This window comes from Pseudomonas brassicacearum, from assembly GCF_003732265.1.
Lineage (GTDB): Bacteria > Pseudomonadota > Gammaproteobacteria > Pseudomonadales > Pseudomonadaceae > Aquipseudomonas > Aquipseudomonas brassicacearum_D.
In genome coordinates, this window is record NZ_MOBK01000010.1 from 124,263 (window position 1) to 150,200 (window position 25,938).

The 25,938-nt window shown below is 59.8% G+C and carries 25 protein-coding genes and 1 pseudogene; 11 read left to right on the forward strand and 15 right to left on the reverse strand.

Translation table 11 applies throughout. From position 1 onward, the window contains the following. Positions 1 to 209 precede the first annotated feature (209 nt). The 8 genes from BK660_RS24560 to BK660_RS24600 all read left to right on the forward strand — a co-directional run bounded on the left by BK660_RS24560 (position 210) and on the right by BK660_RS24600 (position 10,192). Positions 210 to 1,127 carry an alpha/beta hydrolase gene (locus tag BK660_RS24560; RefSeq protein ID WP_123435473.1) on the forward strand — a complete coding sequence of 306 codons (918 nt, stop codon included), beginning with the start codon at positions 210 to 212 and terminating at the stop codon, positions 1,125 to 1,127. A gap of 105 nt (positions 1,128 to 1,232) precedes the next feature. Continuing rightward, on the forward strand, positions 1,233 to 2,204 hold the full coding sequence (gene pip, locus BK660_RS24565) for a prolyl aminopeptidase (RefSeq protein WP_123435474.1): 972 nt from the start codon (positions 1,233 to 1,235) through the stop codon (positions 2,202 to 2,204). After that, entirely contained in the window at positions 2,201 to 2,638 is a 438-nt protein-coding gene (gene dtd, locus BK660_RS24570; protein ID WP_123435475.1) for a D-aminoacyl-tRNA deacylase, read from the forward strand. The genes pip and dtd overlap by 4 nt, the downstream gene beginning before the upstream one ends. Positions 2,639 to 2,959: 321 nt before the next feature. Next, entirely contained in the window at positions 2,960 to 4,774 is a 1,815-nt protein-coding gene (locus BK660_RS24575; protein ID WP_123435590.1) for a glucan biosynthesis protein G, read from the forward strand. Beyond that, entirely contained in the window at positions 4,767 to 7,337 is a 2,571-nt protein-coding gene (mdoH, locus tag BK660_RS24580) for a glucans biosynthesis glucosyltransferase MdoH (protein ID WP_123435476.1), read from the forward strand. Before BK660_RS24575 ends, mdoH begins: the two co-directional genes overlap by 8 nt. 204 nt (positions 7,338 to 7,541) lie before the next feature. Further along, entirely contained in the window at positions 7,542 to 8,339 is a 798-nt protein-coding gene (locus BK660_RS24585; protein ID WP_123435591.1) for a transporter substrate-binding domain-containing protein, read from the forward strand. A gap of 166 nt (positions 8,340 to 8,505) precedes the next feature. Continuing rightward, the gene (locus tag BK660_RS24595) at positions 8,506 to 9,465 is read left to right on the forward strand and encodes an amino acid ABC transporter permease (RefSeq protein ID WP_123435477.1); all 960 of its coding nucleotides are present in this window, start codon (positions 8,506 to 8,508) and stop codon (positions 9,463 to 9,465) included. Then, on the forward strand, positions 9,458 to 10,192 hold the full coding sequence (locus BK660_RS24600; RefSeq protein ID WP_109627537.1) for an amino acid ABC transporter ATP-binding protein: 735 nt from the start codon (positions 9,458 to 9,460) through the stop codon (positions 10,190 to 10,192). The genes BK660_RS24595 and BK660_RS24600 overlap by 8 nt, the downstream gene beginning before the upstream one ends. Positions 10,193 to 10,340: 148 nt before the next feature. Here BK660_RS24600 and BK660_RS33685 read toward each other — a convergent pair whose 3' ends face one another. The 11 genes and pseudogenes from BK660_RS33685 to ubiE form a co-directional block, all read right to left on the reverse strand. Next, positions 10,341 to 11,213, reverse strand: a complete 873-nt coding sequence (locus tag BK660_RS33685) for a methyl-accepting chemotaxis protein (protein WP_404942953.1) — start codon at positions 11,211 to 11,213, stop codon at positions 10,341 to 10,343. Then, positions 11,199 to 12,257, reverse strand: a pseudogene (locus BK660_RS33690) (methyl-accepting chemotaxis protein); the annotation flags it as partial. The pseudogene BK660_RS33690 and the gene BK660_RS33685, both read right to left, overlap by 15 nt. 221 nt (positions 12,258 to 12,478) lie before the next feature. Next, on the reverse strand, positions 12,479 to 13,186 hold the full coding sequence (locus BK660_RS24610) for a 16S rRNA (uracil(1498)-N(3))-methyltransferase (protein WP_123435479.1): 708 nt from the start codon (positions 13,184 to 13,186) through the stop codon (positions 12,479 to 12,481). Continuing rightward, the gene (tatC, locus tag BK660_RS24615) at positions 13,183 to 13,977 is read right to left on the reverse strand and encodes a twin-arginine translocase subunit TatC (protein WP_123435480.1); all 795 of its coding nucleotides are present in this window, start codon (positions 13,975 to 13,977) and stop codon (positions 13,183 to 13,185) included. Before tatC ends, BK660_RS24610 begins: the two co-directional genes overlap by 4 nt. Beyond that, positions 13,974 to 14,432 (reverse strand): Sec-independent protein translocase protein TatB, encoded by a 459-nt coding sequence (gene tatB, locus BK660_RS24620; RefSeq protein ID WP_123435481.1) that lies wholly within the window; start codon positions 14,430 to 14,432, stop codon positions 13,974 to 13,976. Before tatB ends, tatC begins: the two co-directional genes overlap by 4 nt. Before the next feature lie 10 nt (positions 14,433 to 14,442). Continuing rightward, complete coding sequence (locus tag BK660_RS24625) at positions 14,443 to 14,721, reverse strand: twin-arginine translocase TatA/TatE family subunit (protein WP_010464483.1); 279 nt, start codon at positions 14,719 to 14,721, stop codon at positions 14,443 to 14,445. A gap of 25 nt (positions 14,722 to 14,746) precedes the next feature. Continuing rightward, positions 14,747 to 15,079 carry a phosphoribosyl-ATP diphosphatase gene (locus BK660_RS24630; protein WP_123435482.1) on the reverse strand — a complete coding sequence of 111 codons (333 nt, stop codon included), beginning with the start codon at positions 15,077 to 15,079 and terminating at the stop codon, positions 14,747 to 14,749. Beyond that, complete coding sequence (hisI, locus tag BK660_RS24635; RefSeq protein ID WP_123435483.1) at positions 15,072 to 15,473, reverse strand: phosphoribosyl-AMP cyclohydrolase; 402 nt, start codon at positions 15,471 to 15,473, stop codon at positions 15,072 to 15,074. Before hisI ends, BK660_RS24630 begins: the two co-directional genes overlap by 8 nt. A gap of 80 nt (positions 15,474 to 15,553) precedes the next feature. Beyond that, entirely contained in the window at positions 15,554 to 17,158 is a 1,605-nt protein-coding gene (gene ubiB / locus BK660_RS24640; protein ID WP_123435484.1) for a ubiquinone biosynthesis regulatory protein kinase UbiB, read from the reverse strand. Continuing rightward, positions 17,155 to 17,778 (reverse strand): ubiquinone biosynthesis accessory factor UbiJ, encoded by a 624-nt coding sequence (locus BK660_RS24645; RefSeq protein ID WP_123435485.1) that lies wholly within the window; start codon positions 17,776 to 17,778, stop codon positions 17,155 to 17,157. Before BK660_RS24645 ends, ubiB begins: the two co-directional genes overlap by 4 nt. After that, positions 17,778 to 18,548: a bifunctional demethylmenaquinone methyltransferase/2-methoxy-6-polyprenyl-1,4-benzoquinol methylase UbiE gene (gene ubiE, locus BK660_RS24650; protein ID WP_007948968.1), complete on the reverse strand. Its 771-nt coding sequence runs from the start codon at positions 18,546 to 18,548 to the stop codon at positions 17,778 to 17,780. Before ubiE ends, BK660_RS24645 begins: the two co-directional genes overlap by 1 nt. Positions 18,549 to 18,703: 155 nt before the next feature. Between ubiE and BK660_RS24655 the strand changes: the two genes are divergently transcribed. The 3 genes from BK660_RS24655 (at position 18,704) to BK660_RS24665 (ending at position 20,520) form a co-directional block, all read left to right on the forward strand. Further along, complete coding sequence (locus BK660_RS24655; protein ID WP_123435486.1) at positions 18,704 to 18,979, forward strand: polyhydroxyalkanoic acid system family protein; 276 nt, start codon at positions 18,704 to 18,706, stop codon at positions 18,977 to 18,979. Between the two features lie 247 nt (positions 18,980 to 19,226). Next, positions 19,227 to 19,649, forward strand: a complete 423-nt coding sequence (locus BK660_RS24660) for a phasin family protein (RefSeq protein ID WP_027922115.1) — start codon at positions 19,227 to 19,229, stop codon at positions 19,647 to 19,649. A gap of 10 nt (positions 19,650 to 19,659) precedes the next feature. Then, a complete protein-coding gene (locus tag BK660_RS24665) occupies positions 19,660 to 20,520 on the forward strand; it encodes a phasin family protein (protein ID WP_123435487.1) in 861 nt (286 codons plus the stop codon). Positions 20,521 to 20,619: 99 nt separating this feature from the next. Here the strand turns inward: BK660_RS24665 and BK660_RS24670 are convergent, their stop codons facing one another. The 4 genes from BK660_RS24670 to phaC (BK660_RS24685) all read right to left on the reverse strand — a co-directional run bounded on the left by BK660_RS24670 (position 20,620) and on the right by phaC (BK660_RS24685) (position 25,784). Continuing rightward, complete coding sequence (locus BK660_RS24670) at positions 20,620 to 21,240, reverse strand: TetR/AcrR family transcriptional regulator (protein WP_027922113.1); 621 nt, start codon at positions 21,238 to 21,240, stop codon at positions 20,620 to 20,622. Positions 21,241 to 21,300: 60 nt separating this feature from the next. Beyond that, positions 21,301 to 22,983 (reverse strand): class II poly(R)-hydroxyalkanoic acid synthase, encoded by a 1,683-nt coding sequence (gene phaC / locus BK660_RS24675; protein WP_123435488.1) that lies wholly within the window; start codon positions 22,981 to 22,983, stop codon positions 21,301 to 21,303. 110 nt (positions 22,984 to 23,093) lie between these two features. Then, positions 23,094 to 23,948, reverse strand: a complete 855-nt coding sequence (gene phaZ, locus BK660_RS24680) for a poly(3-hydroxyalkanoate) depolymerase (RefSeq protein ID WP_123435489.1) — start codon at positions 23,946 to 23,948, stop codon at positions 23,094 to 23,096. A gap of 156 nt (positions 23,949 to 24,104) precedes the next feature. Then, entirely contained in the window at positions 24,105 to 25,784 is a 1,680-nt protein-coding gene (gene phaC, locus BK660_RS24685) for a class II poly(R)-hydroxyalkanoic acid synthase (protein ID WP_123435490.1), read from the reverse strand. Between the last annotated feature and the right edge of the window lie 154 nt (positions 25,785 to 25,938).

Below are 25,938 nucleotides of genomic sequence, written 5' to 3' on the forward strand. Positions count from 1 at the left end.
GTAATGACGAGTACACCCCTGTGGTGAGGGGGCTTGTCGGATCGCCGCACCGTCCCGTTCGGCGGCGAAGCCGTCGTCAATCCGGCTGACAGGGTGTGCCTGATGCAACTGGGTTGAATGGCTATGGGGTTGCTTCGCAACCCAGCGGGGGCAAGCCCCCTCGCCACAAAGGCCCTCTTCACGACATTCTGACGGACTGACACTGGCTCATGACTTCCTACCCGCTTTCCGAACAGATGACGGCCTTCGTCGACAAAACCGTCAGCTTCAACAGCACCGACACCAGCCTCGCCGGTTTGCGCCTGGCCTACAGCGAGATGTGCCGGGCGTTCACCCCGCCGCGTCCTGAAGGGCTCTATGTCGTCGATTTCGATTTGGCCGGTGTGGCTGTCAGGTCTTACCAGCCACACGCGTCGCCATCGTCCGATGCGTGCTCGTGCATTGTGTATCTGCACGGTGGTGGGTGGGTGGTCGGTGATCTGGATTCCCATGACTTCATCTGCGCCGAGCTCGCCTCGACACTCGGTGTGTTGGTGATTGCCGTCGATTACCGTCTGGCGCCGGAGCATCCGTTTCCAGCGGGGTTCGATGATTGCCTCAAAGTCTGGCGCGCGTTGCGCACCGGCCCGTTCCGGCTTGATCCCCAACGAACGCTGGTGATGGGGGACAGTGCCGGCGGCAATCTGGCGGCGGCATTGTGCCTGGCGCTGCGCGATGCCCACGAGCCACTGCCGGCTGCGCAAGTCCTGATCTATCCGGGCCTGGGTGGCAATCAGCAATCGCCATCGCGCAGCGAATGCATCGACGCACCGTTACTCAGCAGCAGCGATGTCGATTGCTATCACGCCTTGTACTTGCGCGGCAGCCGACAGCCGGGCGCCTATGCCATGCCATTGCTCGCCGGGCATTTCGGTGGACTGCCGCCGGCCTTGATTGCCGTTGCGCAATTCGATCCGCTGCGCGATGACGGCGTGCTCTACGCCGAACAACTGGAAGCCGCTGGTGTGGCCACCACGTTGTACTACGGCGAAGGGCTGGTTCACGGCTGTTTGCGCGCGCGCGGCGAGGCCGCCGAGGTCGACGCACTCTATGAAACGCTGCTCGGGTTTTTGGCTGACAGACTCTGACGCAGCAAGGGGCATGCTCATTGACGTAATTCGGGTTTATGATGCCGGACGGCAGAATAATAGAAGTCCCCCCAGGGATGACCTCGACCCCTTACGGAGCGCGCAATGCAGACTTTGTACCCGCAGATCAAACCCCACGCCCGGCACGATCTGGCCGTCGATGACACCCATACGCTCTACGTCGACGAAAGCGGTTCACCGGAAGGTTTGCCGGTGGTGTTCATCCACGGCGGCCCCGGCGCCGGGTGTGATGCCCAGAGCCGTCGGTATTTCGATCCAAACCTGTATCGCATTGTCACCTTTGACCAGCGTGGTTGCGGGCGCTCCACCCCCCACGCCAGCCTCGAAAACAACACCACCTGGGATCTGGTCGCCGACCTTGAGCGAATTCGCAAGCATCTGGGCATCGACAAATGGGTGCTGTTTGGCGGCTCCTGGGGTTCGACCCTGGCGCTGGCCTACGCGCAAACCCACCCGGAGCGTGTCCACGGTCTGATCCTGCGCGGGATCTTTCTCTGTCGTGCGCAGGAAATCGAGTGGTTCTACCAGGCGGGCGCCAGTCGTCTGTTCCCCGATTACTGGCAGGACTACATTGCGCCGATCCCGCTGGACGAGCGGGGCGACTTGCTCAGCGCTTTCCACAAGCGCCTGATCGGCAACGACCAGATTGCCCAGATGCATGCGGCCAAGGCCTGGTCCACGTGGGAAGGCCGGACCGCGACGTTGCGTCCGAACCCGCTGGTGGTCGATCGCTTCTCGGAACCTCAGCGCGCGTTGTCGATTGCACGCATCGAATGTCACTACTTCACCAACAATGCCTTCCTTGAACCCAACCAGCTCATCCGTGACATGGGCAAGATTGCCCATTTGCCCGGTGTGATCATCCACGGTCGCTACGATGTGATTTGCCCGTTGGATAACGCCTGGGAATTGCACCAGAACTGGCCGAACAGTGAATTACAGATCATCCGTGACGCCGGCCATGCCGCCGCCGAGCCGGGCATCACCGATGCGTTGGTACGGGCCGCCGGTCAGATGGCGCGCCGCTTGCTCGACTTGCCGCCCGAAGAAGCATGAAGGGCCTGCTGCAACGCGTGCGGTGTGCGCGAGTCGAGGTTGCGGGGGAAGTGGTGGGGGCGATCGACCAGGGGTTGCTGGTACTGGTCGCCGTCGAGCCCGAGGATACTCGGGCCAGTGCCGACAAACTTCTGAATAAGCTGCTTAACTATCGGGTATTCAGCGACGCCGAGGGCAAGATGAATCTGTCCCTGGCGGATGTCGGTGGAGGGTTGCTGCTGGTCTCACAGTTCACCCTGGCTGCTGACACAAAAAGCGGGCTGCGTCCGAGTTTTTCGACCGCGGCCCCTCCCGCGTTGGGTGAGGAGCTTTTCGACTATCTATTAGGCAAAGCGAAACAGGTGCATGGCACTGTGGCATCAGGTAGATTCGGCGCGGATATGCAGGTGCACCTGGTCAACGATGGCCCGGTAACCTTCCTGTTACAGACCTGAAAGCGCTTGAAACAACTTTTTAAGGGCTTTTCGACTGTAAACAGGCGTTTTTCGCGAGAAATACTTTGTTGCGCCTGATGCGTTGTAACGCGGCCTACTAGATAATCGCGCGCTACGGGGATCGGCGTTCGTTGGTCCATTTTGACTTAGGTAGAGACTTGTCCTGGACCGTTTGGGGAATCATTTAGCCCCATCGGAGTCGGAACAATGCTCGCCAACTTGGCAAGAGTGGTTTGCAAGGTCGGTTTTTTCATGCCGTTGACCGTGCAAACCCTTCAACTGGCCGTTGGTTTTTTGATCTGTTTTCGGCGAGGGTTGCTCGTGATTGTTAGTCCCTGTAATGCACCAAAATTGACTGCCAAACGGTTCCGAAGCGCTCTGGTAGCGGGCTCTGCACTGCTCTGCCTATTCAGCGCCGGCCAGCTTTGGGCATTCAATCTGGAGGATGTGTCGGTCAAGGCAAAAGAGCTGGCCGCACAAAAATACGAAGCTCCGCGCAGTAACCTGCCGAACGAGTTCCGCGAGATGAAATTCGCGGATTATCAGAAAATTCGTTTCCTGACCGAAAAAGCCGAATGGGCCGATCAGAAGACCCCATTCAAGCTGTCGTTCTATCACCAGGGTATGCATTTCGATACACCGGTGAAAATCAACGAAATCACGGCTAACTCCGTCGAAGAAATCAAATACGACCCAAGTCGTTTCGATTTCGGCGACGTGAAGTTCGATCCCAAGGCCACCGAACAACTGGGTTATGCCGGTTTCCGGGTGCTGTACCCGATCAACAAGGCTGACAAGCAAGACGAAATCATGACCATGCTCGGCGCCAGCTACTTCCGCGTCGTCGGCAAGGGGCACGTCTATGGTTTGTCTGCGCGTGGCATGGCGATTGATACCGCATTGCCGTCCGGCGAAGAATTCCCGCGTTTCACCGAGTTCTGGATTCAGCAGCCAAAGCCGGGTGACAAACACCTGGTGATTTTCGCCTTGCTGGATTCGCCACGTGCGACCGGTGCCTATCGCCTGACCCTGCGTCCGGGCAGCGACACCATTGTCGACGTCAAGGCGCAGATGTTCCTGCGTGACAAGGTCGGCAAGCTGGGTGTCGCCCCATTGACCAGCATGTACCTGTTCGGCGCCAACCAGCCCTCGAAAGTGCTGAACTACCGTCGTGAACTGCACGATTCCAGCGGCCTGGCGATCCATGCCGGCAACGGCGAGTGGATCTGGCGTCCGTTGAACAACCCGAAACATCTGTCGGTGAGCAATTTCTCGGTCGAGAACCCGCGTGGTTTTGGTCTGCTGCAACGTGGCCGTGATTTCAGCCACTACGAAGACCTCGACGATCGCTACGACAAGCGCCCAAGTGCCTGGATCGAGCCGAAGGGTGACTGGGGCAAAGGTACCGTGGATCTGGTCGAGATTCCGACCGCCGACGAAACCAACGATAATATCGTGGCTTTCTGGAACCCGGAAAAACTGCCGGAGCCAGGCCAGCCGCTCGATGTTGCCTATCGCATGCACTGGACCATGGACGAATCCGCGATTCACGCGCCTGACAGTGCCTGGGTCAAGCAGACCCTGCGTTCCACCGGTGACGTTAAACAGTCCAACCTGATCCGTCAGCCGGACGGCAGCGTTGCTTATCTGGTGGACTTCGAAGGCCCGTCCCTGGCGGCATTGCCACCGGATGCGGACGTTCGCAGCCAGGTCAGCGTGGGCGACAACGCCGAACTGGTCGAGAACAGCGTGCGTTACAACCCTGAGACCAAGGGCTGGCGCCTGACGCTGCGCATGAAGATCAAGGACGCGGGCAAAGCCACCGAAATGCGTGCGGCCCTGGTGCAGAACATCGTGCCGGCAGACCTGGCCAAGACCTCGATTCCAGCCTCGAATTCGTCTGTCGCCAAAGCGGACAAGGTTGCCGCCAAGCAACAGGAAAAGGCCGACAAGGAAGCCAAGCAAGCAGAAGCCAAGCAGGCCGATGCCAAACCGGTTGCAGATGCCAAGGACAAGGCTAATAAAGACGCCAAGCAGCCAGTAGCTGCCGACGCGGCCCCAGCCACACCGGAATCGGCATCGACTGAAGAAGTCCTGACCGAGACCTGGAGCTATCAGTTGTCTGCCGATGAGTAATTCTCAAGTACAGCCAGAGACGCTTGCCGAGTATCTGGCGCATCTACCGATGACCGACGAGCAGCGCGCGGAACTCGCGGGCTGCCAGTCCTTCAGCGAATTGCACCAGCGTCTGTCGTCGCAGGCGTTCGACGCTCCGGCCGAGGCTGCCCAAGCCTCGGTAGGCCGTCGCTTGACCCTGAACACTGCGCAAGAACTGGAAGACGCGGAAATGCTGGCAGCCGACGCCAGCGGTCGGGTTTTCCTCAAGGCCACACCGCCGATCCGTCGGACCAAAGTCGTGCCGGAGCCGTGGCGCACCAACATTCTGGTGCGTGGCTGGCGTCGTCTGACCGGTCGCACCAATCCGCCGGCGCCGCCGAAAGATGAACGTGTGTTGCCGGCAGCTCGCTGGCGCACTGTCGGTTCGATCCGTCGCTACATTCTGCTGGTATTGATGCTCGGGCAGACCATCGTCGCCGGCTGGTACATGAAAGGCATCATGCCGTACCAGGGCTGGTCGTTCGTCGACCTCAACGAAGTGCTGCATCAACCGCTGCTGCAAACCGCCACGCAAGTGCTGCCATACGCATTGCAAACCAGCATCCTGATTCTGTTCGGGATTCTGTTCTGCTGGGTGTCGGCCGGTTTCTGGACTGCGCTGATGGGCTTCCTCGAGTTGCTCACCGGGCACGATAAATACCGCATCTCCGGTAAAAGCGCCGGTAACGAGCCGATTCCGAAGGATGCGCGCACCGCACTGGTGATGCCGATCTGCAACGAAGACGTGCCGCGTGTATTTGCCGGTCTGCGGGCGACGTTTGAATCGGTAGCGGCCACGGGTGACCTGGATCGCTTCGACTTCTTCGTCCTCAGCGACAGTAACGACGCCGACATTTGCGTGGCCGAGCAGCAAGCCTGGCTGGACGTCTGCCGCGAAGCCGGTGGCTTCGGCAAGATCTTCTACCGCCGCCGTCGCCGTCGCGTGAAACGTAAAAGCGGCAACCTCGACGACTTCTGCCGTCGTTGGGGCGGTGACTACAAGTACATGGTCGTGCTCGACGCGGACTCCGTGATGAGCGGCGAATGCCTGACCAGCCTGGTGCGCTTGATGGAAGCCACGCCGGACGCAGGGATCATCCAGACCGCGCCGCGTGCGTCGGGCATGGACACCCTGTATGCACGCATGCAACAGTTTGCGACGCGTGTGTACGGTCCGTTGTTTACCGCCGGTCTGCACTTCTGGCAGTTGGGTGAATCCCACTACTGGGGCCACAACGCGATCATCCGCATGAAGCCGTTCATCGAGCACTGCGCCCTGGCGCCGTTGCCGGGCAAAGGTGCTTTCGCCGGTGCGATTCTGTCCCACGACTTCGTTGAAGCCGCGCTGATGCGCCGTGCCGGCTGGGGCGTGTGGATTGCCTACGATTTGCCGGGCAGTTACGAAGAACTGCCGCCGAACCTGCTGGACGAACTCAAGCGTGACCGTCGCTGGTGCCACGGTAACCTGATGAACTTCCGCCTGTTCCTGGTCAAGGGTATGCACCCGGTTCACCGGGCGGTGTTCCTGACCGGCGTGATGTCTTACCTGTCGGCGCCGTTGTGGTTCTTCTTTCTTGTACTGTCGACGGCGCTGCTGGCGGTCAATACGCTGATGGAGCCGCAGTACTTCATGGAGCCGCGACAGCTGTATCCGCTGTGGCCGCAATGGCATCCCGACAAGGCTGTCGCGCTGTTCTCCACGACAGTGGTGTTGTTGTTCCTGCCGAAGCTGTTGAGCATCATCCTGATTTGGGCTAAAGGCGCGACAGAGTTCGGCGGCAAGTTCAAGGTGACGATGTCGATGCTGCTGGAGATGCTGTTCTCCATGCTGCTGGCGCCGGTGCGGATGATTTTCCACACCCGTTTCGTACTCGCCGCGTTCCTTGGCTGGGCCGCGACCTGGAACTCGCCGCAACGTGACGACGACTCCACGCCATGGAGCGAAGCGGTCAAGCGTCACGGGCCTCAAACCTTGCTGGGCTTCTTCTGGGCCTTGCTGGTGATCTGGCTGAACCCGAGCTTCCTGTGGTGGCTGGTGCCGATTGTCGGTTCGTTGATGCTGTCGATCCCGGTGTCCGTGATTTCCAGCCGTGTCGGTCTGGGCTTGAAGTCCCGTGACGAAAGCCTGTTCCTGATCCCTGAGGAATACAATCCGCCGCAGGCGCTGCTGGCCACAGATCAGTACACCCACGAAAACCGTTATCACGCACTGAACGACGGCTTCGTCCGGTCGGTGGTCGATCCGCAGCAGAACGCCCTGGCGTGCTCGCTGGCGACCTCGCGTCACGGTCAGGCCGAGCCAATCGAATGGCTGCGGGTAGAGCGGGTTCGGCACGCCTTGAAAGTCGGGCCTGAAGGCCTGAACAACAATGAGCGTGTGCAATTGCTGAGTGACCCGGTGGCTTTGGGTCGTCTGCATGAGCAGATCTGGAGTGAAGGCCACCCCGAATGGCTGCAAGCCTGGCGTCAATCGGTGCAAGCCGATCCCCACGCGCCGTTGCTGCCGCTCAAGCCGCTGAGCGCACAGCCTCAGTTGGCGTAATAAAAAACCCCGCGAAAGCGGGGTTTTTTTTGCGCAGTATCAGGCAACAAATCCTGCTTAAACCCTTGTGCAAACGGGCGAGTAGTTTAGGATCCGTCCCCGAATTGGTGCGCCCGGATAATTTTTTGTCCGTATGGGTGAGTTTCCCGAGGGAAACCGCCGTTTTTGCGCGCCTCACACCGCAATGGTTTTGGGGACATGATGATGAAGAAGTATCTGTCGATGCTGCTGGTCGGCGTCACGGCATTGGTTGCAGTCAGCGCGGCGCAGGCCGGTGCCATCGATGACGCGGTCAAGCGCGGCACGCTGAAAGTCGGCATGGACCCGACCTACATGCCGTTCGAGATGACCAACAAGCGCGGCGAGATCATCGGTTTCGAAGTCGACATCCTCAAAGCCATGTCCAAAGCCATGGGCGTCAAGCTGGAGCTGGTGTCCACCGGCTACGACGGCATCATCCCGGCCCTGATGACCGACAAGTTCGACATGATCGGCAGCGGCATGACCCTGACCCAGGAACGCAACCTGCGCCTGAACTTCAGTGAACCGTTCATCGTCGTCGGCCAGACCCTGCTGATCCGCAAGGAGCTGGAAGGCACCATCAAGTCCTATAAAGACCTGAACACCGACGAGTACCGCATCACCTCCAAGCTCGGCACCACTGGCGAAATGGTCGCCAGGAAGCTGATCTCCAAAGCCAAGTACCACGGTTACGACAACGAGCAGGAAGCGGTGCTGGACGTGGTCAATGGCAAGGCTGACGCCTTCATCTACGACGCACCGTACAACGTGGTGGCTGTAAACAAGGTCGGCGCCGGCAAACTGGTGTTCCTCGACAAGCCGTTCACCTACGAGCCATTGGCCTTCGGTCTGAAGAAGGGTGACTACGACAGCATCAACTTCATCAACAACTTCCTGCACCAGATCCACGAAGACGGCACCTACGATCGCATTCATGACAAGTGGTTCAAAGACACTGCTTGGCAGAAAGACATGGAATAAGGGCTCGGTCAAATAGACCGCGTCGCGCCATTCGCGAGCAAGCCCGCTCCCACACTAGATCTAGGTCGAACACACAACCTGTATTCACTGAAGATCAAATGTGGGAGCGGGCTTGCTCGCGAAGGCGGCCTCACTGGCGACAAAAAATTCGGAACCCTCAGCCTCAATGAAACAAAAAAAACCCCAATGGCCTTGGCACGTTTTAACCGTGCTGGTGCTGATCGGCCTGGCCGGCGCGTTGTATTACGCCACCTCGCTGATGTCCTACGAATGGCGCTGGAACCGCGTGCCGCAATACTTCGCCTACCACACCGAAGAATCCCAGCGTGCCGCCGACATCTCCACCGTCAGCGAACTGGTGCGCAAGGGCGATAAAGCCGAAGTCACCCTGCGCAACGACGCGGGTGATGAGCAGCGCGTGACGGTTGACGACAACAGCCTGCAAGTCGCCCAGGGTGATGATGTGGCCGAAGGCGATGTGATCGGCGTGACTCGCCATTGGGCTGCCGGTCCGCTGCTTTGGGGGCTGTGGACCACGTTATGGTTGTCCGTGGTGTCCGGCGTACTCGGCCTGTTGATCGGCCTCGTCACCGGCCTGTGCCGGCTGTCGAACAACCCGACCCTGCGCGATCTCTCGACCATTTACGTCGAACTGGTCCGTGGCACGCCGCTGCTGGTGCAGATTTTCATTTTCTATTTCTTCATCGGCACCGTGATGAACCTGTCCCGGGAATTCGCCGGTATTGCCGCGTTGTCGCTGTTCACGGGCGCCTATGTTGCGGAAATCATCCGTTCCGGCGTGCAGTCCATCGCTCGCGGCCAGAACGAGGCCGCACGTTCATTGGGCCTGAGTGCGGGCCAGTCGATGCGTCACGTGGTGATGCCGCAAGCCTTGAAACGGGTACTGCCGCCCTTGGCCGGGCAATTCATCAGTCTGGTGAAGGACACGTCGCTGGTTTCGGTGATCGCGATTACCGAACTGCTGAAAAGCGGCCGCGAAGTCATCACTACCTCGTTCTCGCCGTTCGAAATCCTGTTCTGTGTGGCCGGGTTGTACCTGTTGATCAACCTGCCGCTGTCGAAAATCGCCAGCCGGCTTGAGCGGAGGCTCGCGCAAAGTGATTGAAGTCCGCGATCTGGTAAAAGTCTTCGACACCCGCGGCCAGGTGGTTCGTGCGGTGGATAACGTCACCACGCACGTGGCCAAGGGTGAAGTGCTGGTGGTGATCGGCCCGTCCGGTTCCGGGAAATCGACCTTCCTGCGCTGCCTCAATGGCCTGGAAGAATTCGACTCGGGTTCGGTGAGCATCGACGGCCTGCAACTGGCCGACCCGAAAACCGACGTTAACGCCTACCGCCGCGAAGTTGGCATGGTGTTTCAGCACTTCAACCTGTTCCCGCACATGACCGTCCTGGAAAACCTCTGCCTGGCGCAGAAAGTCGTGCGCAAGCGCGGCAAGAAAGAGCGCGAGGCCAAGGCCTTGGCGTTGCTGGAAAAGGTTGGCATCGCACAGAAGGCCAACGAATTTCCGTCGCGCCTGTCCGGTGGTCAGCAACAGCGCGTGGCGATTGCGCGGGCGTTGGCCATGGAACCCAAGGTCATGCTGTTTGATGAACCGACTTCGGCGCTTGACCCGGAAATGGTCGGCGAAGTGCTGGACGTGATGAAAACCCTGGCAGTGGAAGGCATGACCATGGTTTGTGTCACCCATGAGATGGGTTTTGCGCGGGAAGTGGCGGATCGGGTGCTGTTCTTCGATCACGGCAAATTGCTGGAAGACGCTTCGCCGGCGGAGTTCTTTGATGCGCCGAAGGATCCACGGGCGCAGGCCTTTTTGCGTCAGGTTCTCTAAATAGCGGTGACCTTTCGGCAGCTTTCGCGAGCAAGCCCGCTCCCACATTTAACCGGGTTTCAATTCAGTAGCGCGGTCAAATGTGGGAGCGGGCTTGCTCGCGAATGCATCACCTCGGTTCTAAGTGAACCGAGGCAAAAGCATCACCTCAAACCTTGAACCTGCCCACCAGCATCTGCAGATGCGTCCCCAGCCGCGCCAGCTCAATGCTGGACGCCGCAGTCTCTTCACTGGCTGCCGAGGTCTGCTCGGACACGTCACGCACGTTGAGCACGCTACGGTTGATCTCCTCGGCCACCGCCGTTTGCTGCTCGGCAGCGGCGGCGATCTGCTGGTTCATCGACTGAATCGCCGACACGGTGCGGGTGATGCTTTCCAGTGAGCCGCCAGCGCGGCGGGTCAGTTCGACGCTGCTGTCGGTCAGGGCGCGGCTGTTGTCCATGATCGTGGCGACTTGCTGGGTGCCGTTCTGCAAGCCGACGATCAGCTCTTCGATTTCTTCGGTGGACTTCTGGGTCCGTTGCGCGAGGCTGCGAACTTCATCGGCCACCACCGCAAAACCCCGTCCGGCTTCACCGGCACGGGCGGCTTCGATGGCGGCGTTGAGCGCCAGCAGGTTGGTTTGCTGGGCCACGGATTTGATCACGTCGAGCACACTGCCGATCTTGTCGCTTTCGCGTTTCAGATCGCCCATAGCGGCGGTGGAGTTACCGACTTCGAGCGCCAGGCGCTCGATCTGGGCGATGGCTTCACCAACCACTTTGTCACCCTCGCGGGCTTGCTGATCGGCGGCGACGGCGGCTTCGGAGGCTTCTTCGGCATTGCGCGCGACTTCCTGCACGGTCGCGGTCATTTCGTTCATGGCGGTCGCTACCTGATCGGTCTCGACTTTCTGGCTGTTGACCCCGGCACTGGTCTGCTCGGTGACCGCCGACAACTCTTCGGCAGCGCTGGCGATTTGGGTGACGCCGTCGCTGATGCCGCCGATCAATTCACGCAAGCCCAGGGTCATGCTCTGCATGGCGCGCTGGAGCTGGCCGAGTTCGTCGCGACGCTTGGACGTCAGGTTGTGAGTCAGGTCGCCGGCCGCCACGCGTTCAGCCACTTTCAGGGTCTGGTTCAGCGGGATGACGATCTGGCGAGTGATCGCCCAGGCCGCGACCATGCCAAAGGCGAGGGCCAGGGCGGTGGCCATCAGCAGCATGTTCTTGGCGTGAGCCGCATCGGTATCGCGGACGATGGTTTGCGACACGGTGAGTTTCTTGCTGACGTCGAGCAGGATGTCGCCTTGCGCGGCCATGCGCACGAGTGCGGCAGCACTGGCGACCTGGGAGTCACGGTACTGGCTGACGGCGGCGCGATAGGCCTTGAGCGAGTCGTTGGCCTGTTGCAGGTTGGCGGCGTGCTCTTGCGGCAGTTTGGGCGTCAGGCTTTCGAGGTTTTTCAGGGCTTTGTCGATGGCGTCCAGCGCAGGCTGTTCGGCTTCGGGCTTGGCGCTGTAGGTGTAGCCGCGAACCTGGAAGCGTGCTTGCTGAATCAATTTGCTCAAATCGATCACGCTGTTGAACTGGGCGACGTTGTCGCCTTGCAGCAGGGATTTCTCGACTTCAGCGACGCGGGCGACAGCGTTATCGGCCGTGGCCCCGAGTTTGCTGCGGGCGTCCTCGCGGTTGGCGCCGGCCTGGATCATCGCGCTGAACGCTTGTTTGTACTGGCTGACGGCAGCCAGTTGCTGGTCAACCATCGCCGCGTCGGCCGGTTGCTCAATCAGTTTGCGAGCGGTTTGCAGGCCGGCATCGAGTTGCGCGAGCTTGTCGTTCACCGCTCCCGGGCCTTGTTCGCCGCGGCGCATTTCATAGTCCAGACGGGCCAGGCGCAGGTCTTTGGTCAGGTCATTGAGGCTGGCGATGAACCCGAGCTTGTCGCCACGGCTCGTCACGTCGCTCAGGCCAGTCCAGCCGGTGAAGGTGATCAACAGGGTAAGCAACAACACCAGACCGAAACCGATTCCCAGTTTGCGATTGACGCTGATGTTCCCCAGATTATCGGCTAGCCATTGGTACATGCTGCAACTCCCTGGACCACTGATTGGTTTTGTGGGAACTGTATCGGCAGGCGCAAGAGAATCTGTAGGCGATGGAGAAATACCTGTGGCGAGGGGGCTTGCCCCCGTTTGGGCGCGAAGCGGCCACCGCTTTTTCCATCCAAACCGTATGTGCCGGTTTTACGACTGCTTCGCAGCCGAGCGGGAGCAAGCTCCCTCGCCACAATGGATTGTGTTTGAAGTCAGAACAGGCGGGCGAGCAGGGCGGTGACGGCGGTTTCGACTCGCAGGATGCGCTCACCGAGTTGCACTGGTTGCAGGCCGGACTTGCCCAGCAGGTCGATCTCGTAAGGAATCCAGCCACCTTCAGGGCCGATGGCCAGGGTCACCGGTTCGTCGAGGCCTCGGGGGCAGGGCGGGTAATTGCCGGGATGGCCGACCAGGCCGAGGGTGCCCTCGGTGATTGCCGGCAGACGATCCTCAACGAAGGGCTTGAAGCGCTTCTCGATAACGATCTCGGGCAGCACACTGTCCCGGGCCTGTTCGAGGCCGAGGATCAATTGCTCGCGAATCGCCTCGGGTTCCAGAAACGGGGTTTGCCAGAAGCTCTTCTCGACGCGATAGCTGTTCACCAGCACCACGCGCGGCACACCCATGGCGGCCACGGTCTGAAACACCCTACGGAGCATTTTCGGGCGTGGCAGGGCCAACACCAGGGTCAATGGCAACTTGCTTGGGGGTTGTTGGTCGAGGGTGACGCGCAATTCGGCTTCAGCGGCATCCAGGCGCAACACCTCGGCCGCGCCCATCAGCCCGCCGATCCTGCCGACGCGCATGCTGTCACCGACTTCGCAGCGGTGAACTTCCTGCATGTGCGTCAACCGGCGATCACGCAGGATCACCCGGTCGGCCGCAATGAAATCGGCTTCTTCGAGCAGCAGCAGGTTCACGGTTGGGTCGCTGGCGGCTGGTCGTTGTGATCGTCAACCGGTTGGTCGTCCGGATGCTCGCCACGTTTGCTGATCAGGCTGCCAAACAGGATGCCGATCTCGAACAGCAGCCACATCGGAACCGCCAACAGCGTTTGCGAGAAGATGTCCGGCGGCGTCAGGATCATGCCGACCACGAAGCAACCGATGACCACGTACGGGCGGATTTTCTTAAGGTATTTGACGTCAACCACGCCGATCCACACCAGCAGCACCACGGCCACCGGAATTTCAAACGCCACGCCGAAGGCAAAGAACAGCGTCATGACGAAGTCAAGGTAGCTGCTGATGTCGGTCATCATTTCCACGCCGGCCGGAGTGGCGGCGGCGAAGAACTTGAAGATCAGCGGGAACACCAGGTAATAGGCGAACGCCATGCCGGCGTAAAACAGCATGATGCTGGATACCAGCAACGGCACGGCGATGCGCTTCTCATGCTTGTACAGGCCCGGCGCGATGAAGCCCCAGATTTGATGCAGGATCACCGGGATCGCCAGGAACAGCGAGACCATCATGGTCAGCTTCAGCGGCGTCAGGAACGGCGACGACACGTCGGTGGCGATCATCGTCGCGCCGGCGGGCAGGTACGCGCGCAGCGGCGTGGAGACAAAGGTGTAGATCTGCTGGGTGAAGGCAAACAACCCGGCGAAGATGATGAAAATCGCCGCTACACAGCGCAGCAGGCGGGTACGCAACTCGGTGAGGTGCGAAACCAGCGGCATGTGCTGGTCGTTTTCGGGAAGATCGCTCATGGGGCTCGCGGCGGCAGTGTTGGGTCATGAGGGGCCGGCGCTGTCGGCGCGACGGCAGGAGCAACCGGTTCAACCGGTGTTGCTGGAACGGCGGGCGCAGATGGCTCCGTCGCAACAACAGGTGCAGGTGCGGGTGCCGGTTCAATGGATGCGGCAGGTGTGTGAATCGTCTGCGCTCCCACGTGCTCCACCGGCGTTGGCTCCTGCTGGGTCGGCGAGAAAATCTTCCGCGCCTCCTGCTCCAGCGACAGGATGTGCTCGTTGTGCAGCTGCCGACGAATTTCGTCGGCACCGATTTCACGTTCAACTTCCTGTTTGATCGCGTTGAAGCTGCGCTTCAAGCGCCCGACCCACAGGCCGGCGGTGCGCGCAGCACCCGGCAAGCGCTCGGGGCCCAGCACCAGCAGGGCAACGAGGCCGACGAGCAGCAGTTCAGAGAAGCTGATACCAAACATTAGTCAGTGCTCACACGTCTTTGCGGATCGGCTCTTCGACTTTTTGTGCCTGCACGTCGATGGTGTGCGGCTGGTTCACGGACTGCGTGGTCTGCGGCTGAACAGGCGGAACCGGTTGGGCCGGGGTCACCGTAGGATCGGCCGGTTTTTCATCGTCGTTCATGGCTTTCTTGAAGCCCTTGATCGATTCGCCCACGTCCGTGCCGAGGTTTTTCAGTTTCTTGGTGCCGAACACCAATACGACAACAACCAGGATGACGATCCAGTGTTTCCAGTCAAAAATGCCCATGTTGCTGCTCCTCTCTAATAATTGTTCAGGCGGACGGGCGCGAGGCTTTCTCGTCGTGTCCGGACAGACCGAAGCGACGGTCCAGTTCATCAAGTACAGCCTGCGGATGCTGCCCCAGTTGGGCGAGCATGACCATGCTGTGGAACCACAAATCGGCGGTCTCGTAGATCACATCGCTGCAGTCACCGCTGATGGCGGCATCCTTGGCGGCAATGATGGTTTCGACCGACTCTTCGCCGACTTTTTCCAGAATCTTGTTCAAGCCCTTGTGGTACAGGCTGGCAACATACGAGCTGTCGGCGGCGGCGCCTTTGCGCTCTTCCAGCACTGCGGCCAGACGGGTCAGAGTGTCACTCATGTTTGGGTCCTGCGGAATAGATGGCGTGCGGATCTTTCAGGACCGGGTCGACTGTTGTCCAGTCGCCGTTCTCATAGACGCGGTAGAAGCAGCTTTGGCGGCCGGTATGGCAAGCGATGTCGCCAATTTGCTCGACCATCAGGATGATCACGTCGGCGTCGCAGTCCAGGCGCATCTCGTGCAGGGTTTGCACGTGGCCGGACTCTTCGCCCTTGCGCCACAGCTTGCCACGGGAACGAGACCAGTAAATGGCACGGTTCTCGGCAGCGGTCAGTTCCAGCGCTTCACGGTTCATCCAGGCCATCATCAGGACGCGCCCGGTCTTGTGATCCTGGGCAATCGCCGGCACCAGGCCATCAGCGTCCCACTTGATCTCGTCCAGCCAGTTTTTCATCTTCGACTCCGACAGCGGGCCTCGCACTTCATTAGCCAGGCCCAACGTTCAAACAGTGTGCCAGTGGATCACACAACTGGCTATCGGCGAACGACCAGATACAAACCAACGGCCACCATGATTCCCCCGGGCCAATGACCCAGTTCGTTCAGCGGTCCGCCGGCCAGCAGAATAACGCCGCCCGCCAGGTGTGCGCAGCCGAGCAGCCGCAAGAACCAGTCATCCTTGCGTTTATGCCACGGTGGTGGCGGGTCGTAGGCGTGGGGTTGGGACATGCGTTCGAGCAGGTCGCGGGCCATGTTGGCCAGATGCGGCAACTGTTCGAACTGGCTCTGCACGTTGCCGATCAAGGCTTTGGGGCTGACGCGCTCGCGCATCCAGCGCTCAAGGAACGGCTGCGCGGTGTTCCACAAGTCCAGGTCCGGGTACAACTGACGGCCCAGGCCTTCGATGTTCAACAGGGTTTTTTGCAGCAGCACGAGTTGTGGCTGCACTTCCATGTTGAAGCGTCGAGCGGTCTGGAACAGGCGCATCAGCACCTGGCCGAAGGAAATATCTTTTAACGGTTTTTCGAAGATCGGCTCGCACACGGTACGGATTGCCGCTTCGAATTCGTTGAGTTTGGTTTCCGCTGGCACCCAGCCCGAATCGATGTGCAATTGCGCCACACGACGGTAGTCACGCTTGAAGAAAGCGAACAGGTTGCGGGCCAGGTAGTCCTGGTCTTCCGGGGTCAGGCTGCCGACGATGCCGCAGTCGATCGCAATGTACTGCGGGCTCCACGGGTTGACGGTGCTGACGAAGATGTTGCCGGGATGCATGTCGGCGTGGAAGAAGCTGTCGCGGAACACCTGGGTGAAGAAGATCTCCACGCCGCGTTCGGCGAGCATTTTCATGTCGGTGCGCTGGTCGGCCAGGGTGGTCAGGTCGGTGACCTGGATGCCGTAGATGCGCTCCATCACCAACACTTTCGGCCGGCACCAGTCCCAATAGACTTGCGGCACGTACAGCAGCGGCGAGCCTTCGAAGTTACGTTTCAACTGGCTGGCGTTGGCCGCTTCGCGCAACAGGTCGAGTTCGTCGTAGATGGTTTTTTCGTAGTCCTGGACCACGTCCACCGGGTGCAGCAGGCGCGCATCGGCCGAGAGTTTTTCAGCGGCGCGGGCCAGAATGAACAGCCACGCCAGATCCTGGGCGATGATCGGCTTGAGGCCTGGGCGGATCACCTTGACCACCACTTCTTCGCCGGTTTTCAACTGCGCGGCATGCACCTGCGCCACCGAGGCGGACGCCAGCGGCTCGACGTCGAAACGGCTGAACACTTCACTGATCTTCTTGCCGAGCTGCTCTTCGATCAGCTTCACGGACACTTGCGAGTCGAACGGCGGCACGCGGTCCTGCAGCTTCATCAGCTCATCGGCGATGTCTTCCGGCAGCAGGTCGCGGCGGGTGGACAGGATCTGCCCGAACTTGATGAAAATCGGCCCCAGGTCCTGCAACGCCAGGCGCAATCGTGCGCCACGGCTCAGGTCCAGCGTCTTGCGCGGAAACCAGCGCCACGGCAAGGCATAACGCAGTGCCAGCAGAAACCAGGGCAGCGGCAGGGCAAACAGCAGGTCATCGAGGCGGTAACGAATCACAACGCGCTGGATGCGCAACAAACGGCGGACGGCAAGCAGCTTCATGCGTTATCGCTTGGGTCGAGGGATCGGGAAAGGCGCTCGAAACGCGCCTCGAGACGTTCCAGATCGAGTTTGATCTGGTCCAGTTCACTGAAACGGGCTTCGGCTTCGCGCTGACCGACGAGGGTGCGCGACTCTTCAGCCAGGTATTCGCCGAGGTTCTGCCCCAGGCTGATGAACCCTTGCTGATACCAGCGAGCGCGACTGCGCAGGTGACCGCCAACCAGTTGCGTGGCCACCGGTCCCAGCCAGCGCGAGAGTTCGTACTCCCAGTCCAGCTCCAGGTCCTGAAGGATCGCCGCCAGTTCCAGCAGCACGCCGCTGTCACCGTCGAGTTCGACTTCAGGGCCATGCAGGACCGAGGTCTTGTCCTTGCTCATCGCCAGTTTCAACAGGCTTGAGGCCGGTGCACGCAGGGTGCAGTCGGCGCCGGTTTCCCAGTGGGAAGCGAGCATCAGGCCTTCATCGCTGGGCAGGATGAACAGCTGCAACGCCGGGCTGCGGCAGTCGACGGCAATCACCCGGCCGCTCAAATGCGCCAGCCGCGGCAGCGCGGTGCTGTCGAGACGCAGCACCCGGTTCAGGCCGAGTTCAACGCTGGCGAGCAGGCCGGCCAGCAACATCAGGGTTTGATGCCGCGGTGCAGGGCGACGATGCCTGCGGTCATGTTGTGGTAGGTCACGCGGTCGAAACCGGCCTCGACCATCATCGACTTCAGGGTTTCCTGATTCGGGTGCATGCGGATCGATTCGGCCAGGTAGCGATAGCTTTCCGAGTCGTTGGTGATCAGCTTGCCCATCAGTGGCATGAAGGCGAACGAGTAGGCGTCGTAGGCCTTGGACATCAGCGCGTTGGTCGGCTTGGAGAATTCCAGCACCAACAGGCGGCCGCCAGGCTTGAGCACGCGCAGCATCGAGCGCAGGGCGTCTTCCTTGTGCGTCACGTTGCGCAGGCCGAAGGCAATGGTCACGCAGTCGAAGTGATTGTCCGGGAACGGCAGCTTTTCAGCGTCGGCCTGAACGAATTCGACGTTGCCGGCGACACCGAGGTCCAGCAGGCGGTCACGACCGACCTTGAGCATGGATTCGTTGATGTCGGCCAACACCACCTGGCCGGTCGGGCCGACGAGGTGCGAGAATTTCTTGGTCAGGTCGCCCGTACCGCCGGCGATGTCCAGCACGCGATTACCAGTGCGCACGCCCGAAAGCTCGATTGCGAAACGCTTCCACAAACGGTGCATGCCGCCCGACAGGAGGTCGTTCATCAAGTCGTACTTGGCGGCTACCGAATGGAAAACCTCAGCGACTTTTTCCGCTTTTTGGCTTTCCGGAACGTTTTTGAAACCGAAGTGAGTGGTGGGTTCGGCATCGCTGCCTTTGCGCTGATCAGTCATATCGCTGTCACCAGAAGAGAATGCGGGACATTCTAATCCCCAAGGCATGCTTTGTCTTGGCAAGGCTGAAGGTAAGATGGGCAACCACCGGGACGTTTTGACGCAGTAATGGTCAAGATGCTTCAGGAAAGTATCCATAAAGCAGGAGACATTCGATGGCCCGTATTAGTGTTGAGCGTGCCCACGGCCTGGGCAAGGAAGCGGCCCGCGAGAAGGCTGACAAGCTGGCGCAGAAATTGTCCGAGCAATACGGCCTGGAGCCGCAGTGGTCCGGCGACACGCTGAACCTCAAGCGCTCCGGAGTGAAAGGCGCGGTGCATGTCAGCGAAGATTCGATCCGCGTCGATGTGGAGTTGGGCCTGATGATGTCGGCCATGAGCGGCATGATCAAATCTGAAATCGAGAAGGCGCTCGATAAAGCGCTGGTCTGATTCCGGATTGAGATCCCTTCCCCTGTAGGAGTGAGCCTGCTCGCGATAGCGGTCTATCAGTCAACATTGATTTCGACTGATAGACCGCTATCGCGAGCAGGCTCGCTCCCACAGTTTTTTATTGCGGTGCCTCCCGGGGGTTTATGTCAGTTGTTAGGGTGCCGTTTCTAATTTTTCTCCCTACTTTGTGCCTGAGCCCGACACTTGTCCGGGCAGTTCCTCAAACCTTCTGCGCGTGAGGTGCACCATGGCCAAAGTTATTTTGAAGAAAAAAATCGACGCTTCGACTACCGCTCTGGGCGACGTCAAATCCTATGCCCGCAAGATCTGGCTGGCAGGCCTGGGTGCCTACGCCAAGGTCGGGCAAGAGGGTAGCGAGTACTTTCAAGAGTTGATCAAGGCTGGTCAAACTGTTGAAAAGAAAGGCAAAAAAGTAGTGGCTGAAAAGCTTGAAGCCGCTAATGCCGAGATCGTTGAAGCCAAGAGCGAAGTGAGTACTTTCAAAGGCAAGGTCGAAGTTCAACTCGACAAGGTCGAGAAGGCTTTTGACTCGCGTGTCGCAAGTGCCTTGAATCGTATCGGCATTCCGTCTAAACATGACGTTGAGACACTCTCTGCTAAGCTCGATGAGCTGACGGCATTGCTCGAACGCGTCGCGCGTAAATCTTAAGGAGAACGGGATGGCTGGTAAAAAGAACACCGATAAAGAAGGCAGCTCGTGGATCGGGAAAGTCGAAGACTACTCCCGCAAAATCTGGCTGGCTGGTTTAGGCGTGTACTCGAAGATCGACACTGACGGCAGCAAGCTCTTCGATACATTGGTCAAAGACGGCGAGAAAGCCGAGAAGCTCACCAAGAGCGCTGTCGGCAAAAAAGTCGATGACGTCAAGGATTCCGCTTCGTCGGCCAAGTCGCGTATCACTGGCGTTAAAGATCGTGCGCTGGGCAAGTGGGATGAGCTGGAAGGCGCTTTCGACAAGCGTCTGAACAGCGCCATTTCGCGCCTCGGTGTTCCGAGCCGCAACGAAGTGAAAGCACTGCACAGCAAGGTCGATACCCTGACCAAGCAAATCGAAAAACTCACCGGTGCCAAGGTTGCGCCTGTTGCGGCGAAAACCGCAGCGGCCAAGCCAGCGGCTAAAACCGCTGCCAAGCCATTGGCAAAAGCCGCCGCTAAACCGGCTGCCAAACCTGCTGCGAAAGCAGCGGCCAAGCCTGCTGCCAAAACTGCTGCAGCCAAACCTGCCGCAGCCAAGCCGGCGGCTAAACCGGTTGCCGCCAAAGCAGCCGCCAAGCCAGCTGCCAAAACCGCAGCTGCCAAACCGGCCGCCAAGCCAGCAGCAAAACCTGCTGCAGCGAAGAAGCCTGCGGTGAAAAAGCCAGCAGCGCCGAAAGCCGCCGCACCAAAACCAGCAGTGGCTGCTGTTGCCAAACCGGCAACCCCGGCCGCCCCGGTCAGCGCATCGAACTCTGCTACCGCGCCGACCCCTGCTGTAACCCAGACTGTAGCGCCAGCAACGACGCCAACCAGTCAGTCCTGATTTTCAGGGCTCAAAAAAACGCCCGGCCTGCCAAGGTCGGGCGTTTTTGTTTGTGTACGGTTTAAGGTCATCACAAAACCAATGTGGGAGCGGTCGGGACTATTCGTGTTCTTCCAGGTATTGCAGCGCCATCTGCTCCGTCGCCACCTTGATCGGCGGCAGCAAGTGCGGTGCCACCAGCATCATGATCTGGTACACCACCAGCCTCACCTCACCCTCACGATCCAGAATCCGCTGGTAGTCCAGCGAGAACAGCAGCGTCATGGTGATCTGTTCCACCAACTGCCCCAGCGCCTGGGTATCACTGACCAATTGCCCCTGAGCCTTCAACTGCGCGAGCAATGACGCCAGTGTGCGCTTCAGCGCATTGAGCAGGTTGCGTATGCCCTTGGCCAGTTTGGGCAGGCGTCCGGCGAGGTTCGACAGGTCCTGGAACAGAAACCGGTAATGCGACAGTCGCTCGACGATCAGGTGCAGGAACAGCCAGTAATCGTCCGGTGCCAGTTCCACATCGGCAGGAGGGTCGAGCAGCGGCGCCAGTTCAGACTGGAAGCGCTCGAACAACCCGAGAATCAGCGGCTCCTTGCCGTGAAAGTGGTAGTAGAGGTTGCCGGGGCTGATGCCCATCTCGTTGGCAACTTCCATGGTGGAGACGTTCGGTTCGCCTTTCTGATTGAACAACTGCAAAGCACATTCGAGAATCCGGTCGCGGGTTTTCATCCAGTCTTCTTAATGGTCGAGTCAGTGCCACGGCCAGCGTCGGCCGTGGTGGGTTGAACGTCAGCGCACACGCACGTAAGTACCGGGTGCTGCCTCTTGCGGTGGATAGTTCTGATTGCCGAGGGTCATGTGGGTTTCTTTCAGCGCGCCGGAACGTTGCTGAATCCACTCCAGCCATTGCGTCCACCAACTGCCGTCGACCTGCTTGGCGTCGTAATACCAGGCCCGTGGATCGCTGCTCAGTTTTGCGCCTTCGACGTAGTTGGCTTTCGGGTTGCTCGGCGGGTTGAGAATGCTCTGCACGTGACCGCTGTTGGACAGCACGAAGCGTCGCTCGCCGCCCAGCAGCAGTGTCGAGCGGTACACCGCGTCCCACGGCGTGATGTGGTCGTTGATGCCCGCGACGCTGAAGCTGTCGACGGTGACTTTCTGCAAGTCGATGGGCGTGCCGCACACTTCAAGGCCGCCCGGGTGGCTCAGCGGGTTGTGTTTGAAGAAGTCCAGCAGATCGCCGTGAAAGGCCGCCGGCAGCCGCGTGTTGTCGTTGTTCCAGTAGAGAATGTCGAACGCTGGCGGTTCTTTGCCAAGCAGGTAGTTATTGACGAAATAACTCCAGATCAAGTCGTTGGGGCGCATCCAGGCGAACACCTTGGCCATGTCGCGACCATCCAGCACACCTTTCTGATAGGACTTGCGCTTGGCCGCTTCAAGGGTCTGTTCGTCGGCGAACAGCGTTGCCGGGGAGTCCATCTGACTGTCGAGCAGGCTCACCAGATAGGTCGCGCTCGACACGCGGCGCAGCTGTCGCTTGGCCTGCAAGTGACCTTGCAGTGCAGCGATGGTCAGCCCGCCGGCGCAGGCACCCATGAGGTTGACCTCGCGCGCACCGGTGATCGCCCGGCAGACATTCATCGCTTCTTCCACGGCTTCAACGTAGGTCGACAGCCCCCATTCGCGATGGCGCACATCCGGATTGCGCCAACTGATCATGAAGGTCTGCAGGCCGTTCTTCAGGGCAAACTGGACGAAGCTGTTGTGCGGGCTCAGGTCGAAAATGTAGTACTTGTTGATCTGCGGCGGTACCACCAGCAGCGGTTTTGAATACTGTTTTTCGCTCATCGGCTTGTACTGGATCAGCTCCAGCAGCTCGTTGCGAAACACCACCGAACCAGTGGTCGTGGCGACGGTTCTACCGACTTCGAACGCTTGCTTGGTGACTTGCCGGGGCAGGCCGTCGTTGTGCAGGAAGTCGTCGACCAGATGGCTGACACCCCGTACCAGGCTGTTGCCGCCGGAATTGAAGATTTCCTTGATCGCCAACGGATTGAGCAGGGTGTTGGACGGCGACACGGCGTCATTGAGCAAGGCAAACGCAAAGTGCGCGCGGGCGCGATCGTCGGGGGACATGGCGCTGTCGTCGATCCAGTTTTTGACCTGTTTCTGCCAGCTCAGGTAGGCCTGCAGGCTGCGACGATAAAACGGGTTGAGACTCCACGCCGGGTCGCTGAAACGACTGTCCTGCGGGTTGGTCGCGTGCAAGGTTTCACCCAACAAGACACGGCCCAACTGACCGCCCAGTTTCAAGGCGTGTCGGGCGCTGTGCACCGGGTTGCGCAAACCGTGGGCCGCTACGCTGCGCAGGGTCGAAATCAGATCCCGGCCACGCAGGCCGGTGATCGCACTCTGTGCGTTGATGAACGCGGCGGGAGTGGGTAAAGCGTCTCTCGCTGGTTTCTCGCGCATGTCTCAACACTCCTTCGTTTCAAGCCAAAAACAAACTCACTGAACCAGATCACCATAGACGCTGTTGTGGGTTGCTGCGCGGCGCGGCGTCCTGCCGGCCGATGAAGCGACTAACTGCCCAACGGCGAAGGATGCGGATGCATCACGGCGCGCTGACGTTCTTCCTCGAGGAATTTCATGATGATCGGTGCCACCGCTTCGGCGCGGGTGATCAGGAACAGATGCCCGTCATCGATGATGTGCAGCTGGGCGTTGGGAATTCGCCAGGCCAGCAGGCGCATGTTGACCAACGGGATCAACGGGTCGTCGTCGCCGGCCAGTACCAGCGTCGGCTGGTTGATCTTGTGCAGCCAGTGAATGCTGGTCCAGCCCAGGCCGGCAAACAGCTGCCAGTAATAACCGAGCTTGCCCGCCGAGCGGACTTTCGCCGCGTGGCTGGCCGCCAGGGTGGGGTCGCGACGGAAGGCGCCGCCATAAATCATCGGTGCAATGCGGATCACGTGCGACGGCTGGATGTAGCGCCGTGGGCTGGCCATCATCCACAGCACTTTCGGTTTGCCCGGCACCATGACTGCGCCGGCAGCCGTGGCCGCCAACACGAGTTTCTTGCAGCGCTCAGGGTAGTCATACGCAAACTGCTGGGCGAGGGCGCCGCCCCAGGACACGCCGATCACGTTGACTTGCCCGTAGTCGAGATAATCGAGCATCCGTGCCGTGAGTTTCGCCAGGCCCGGAAAGCGGTACGGCCGATTTGGCGTCGACGAGCCGCCGACACCGGGGACGTCGAACGCAATGACTTCCAGGTCCGGGTCCAATGCTGCGACGAACGGAAACACCAGCTCCAGGTTGGCGCCGATGCCATTGAAAATCAGCAAGGGCGTCAAGTGAGGCTTGCCGGGGCGTACCGCCGTGCGGAGGGTCTGGCCATCCAGGTCGACGGTACGGAATATGAACGGTTGCGGCATGCTTCAAGGCCCTGTGGGTCACTTTCTCAAATTCATCCTCGAACCCCTGTGGGAGCGGGCTTGCTCGCGAATGCATCAGTTCAGTCGACATCACTGTTGAATGATTAATCGCTTTCGCGAGCAAGCCCGCTCCTACAAGAGGGCGAGGTGTGTCAGTTACCGCTCATGCACATAAGTACCCGGTGCTGCTTCGCCGGCGGTGAAGGTTTTGTTGCCATAAACCGTTGGGGACTTCTTCAGTTTGCCCGAACGTTCGCCCAGCCATGCATGCCAGTGCAGCCACCAGGAATCGGTGTGCTTGGTGGAGTTTTCTTGCCAGTCTTCGGCCTTGGCCGGCATGTCGCTGCTGGTCATGTAGCGCGATTTCGGGTTGCCCGGCGGGTTCAGAATGCTCTGGATATGCCCACTGCTCGAGAGCACGAATTCGACCTTGCCGCCAAACAGTTGCGCCGACTTGTAGCAGGACTTCCACGGAGTGATGTGGTCGGTGGTGCCGGCCAGGCTGTAAATGTCAGCGGTGACTTGTTTCAGGTCGATTGGCGTACCGCACACTTCCAGTGCATCGGGACGGATCAGTGGATTACTTTTGAACATCTCGATCAGGTCGCCGTGGAACGCGGCGGGCAGGCGTGTGGTGTCATTGTTCCAGAACAGGATGTCGAACACCGGCGGCTCGTTACCCAACAGGTAGTTGTTGACCCAGTAGTTCCAGATCAAATCGTTGGGGCGCATCCAGGCGAAGACTTTCGCCATGTCGCGGCCTTCCAGCACACCGGCCTGATAGGACTGGCGCTTGGCGGATTCCAGGGTTTGCTCGTCGACGAACAGGGCGACGTCGCTGTCCAGGGTGGTATCCAGCACGCTGACCAGCAGCGTCAGGGCGTTGACCTTTTTCTCGCCGAGTGCCGCGTAATGGCCCAGCAGCGCGGTGCAGGTGATGCCGCCGGAGCAGGCGCCGAGCATGTTGATGTCTTTGCTGCCTGTGATGGCGCTGACCACATCGACCGCTTCCTTGAGCGCTTCAATGTAGGTCGACAGGCCCCACTCGCGCTGCGCCTTGGTCGGGTTGCGCCAGCTGACGATAAAAGTCTGCACATTGCTGCGCAGGCAGTAGCGCGCCAGGCTCTTTTCCGGGCTCAGGTCGAATACGTAGAACTTGTTGATCTGTGGCGGCACCACCAGCAGGGGGCGCTCGAAGACTTGTTCGGTGGTTGGTTTGTACTGGATCAGTTCCAGCACGTCGTTGCGGAACACGACAGCGCCTTCGGTGACGCCCAGGCTCTTGCCGACTTCGAATGCGCCCATGTTGACCTGGCTCGGCATGCCGCCGTTGTGCACCATGTCCTTGGCCAGATGCGAAAGGCCGTCGAGCAGGCTTTTGCCGCCGGTTTCGAAGAAGCGTTTGACTGCCGCCGGGTTGGCCGCCGTGTTGGTCGGGGCCATGGCTTCGGTCATGAGGTTGATCACGAAGTGCCCGCGCGCGACATCCTTGGGCGTCAGATTACTCTCGTCGATCCAGTCGTGGAGCTCCTTGCGCCACGCCAGGTAAGTTTGCAGATAACGTTTATAGAGCGGGTTCTGACTCCACGCCGGATCGTTGAAGCGACGGTCTTCGGGGGTCGGAAGCAGTTCGGATTTACCGAACAACACGTTCTTCAGTTCAAGGCCGAAATGGGCAACATGCTTTGCACTGTGGACCGGTTGTTTGATGGCCTGCCTGAGCACCATGCGAGCAGAAGCCAGTAGATCTTTACCACGCAACCCAACGACAGGATTCAGCCCCAGCGTGTTTTCCGAGGCTTGATATTTCAAGTCATCGTTATTCTTGTTACTCATCTACGACGCTCCATTGTCCTGAGACGAGTACCTGAACCTGACTGTGCAGTCACAAAGCCAATGCCAGGTACTACTGCTCGGGTGACCGTTAATACTGCATCGCTGCTTTTTAGTTCAGAGAGCCTGCAGGGAACTTGCCAGATCCATTGGTTAC